The organism is Streptomyces cacaoi, assembly GCF_006539165.1.
Classification (GTDB): Bacteria; Actinomycetota; Actinomycetes; order Streptomycetales; family Streptomycetaceae; genus Streptomyces; species Streptomyces cacaoi.
On sequence record NZ_BJMM01000193.1, the window covers coordinates 1 to 562 of the forward strand.

1 protein-coding gene is annotated in these 562 nt (G+C 68.9%); it reads left to right on the forward strand.

What is annotated here, in order from left to right; all coding sequences use genetic code 11:
* A partial coding sequence (locus SCA03_RS34890; RefSeq protein WP_141275917.1) for an AMP-binding protein occupies nucleotides 1–562 on the forward strand: 562 nt, incomplete at both ends.

Genomic DNA, 562 nt, shown 5'->3' on the forward strand with positions numbered 1-562 from the left:
CGTCGTCGCGGAGGGTGAGGTGACGGCGGGGGCCGTGCGGGAGGCGGTGGGTCGTCATGGGGTGCGGGGCTTGTTTGTGACGACCGCGTTGTTCGGGGTGTTGGCGGAGGAGGATCCGGGGTGTTTTGCGGGGCTGGGTGAGGTGTGGACGGGGGGTGAGGCGGCTTCGTGTGCGGCGATGGGGTCGATGTTGGCGGAGTGTGGTGAGGCGGGTACGGCGTTGGTGCATGTGTACGGGCCGACGGAGTCGACGACGTTCGCGGTGTGTGGGGCGCTGTCGCGTGAGGACGTGGCCGGGGGGTCGGTGCCGTTGGGGCTGCCGATGGACAACACCCGGGCTGTGGTGCTGGACGCGGGGCTCAGGCCCGTCGGGGTCGGTGTGCCGGGTGAGCTGTATCTGGGTGGCCATGGTCTGGCTCGGGGTTATGAGGGCCGTGCGGATCTGACGGCGGAACGCTTTGTGGCCGATCCGTTCGTTGCGGGTCAACGGCTTTACCGCACGGGGGACTTGGTGCGTCGGCGGGGTGACGGTCGTCTGGAGTTCCTGGGTCGTGGTGATGAT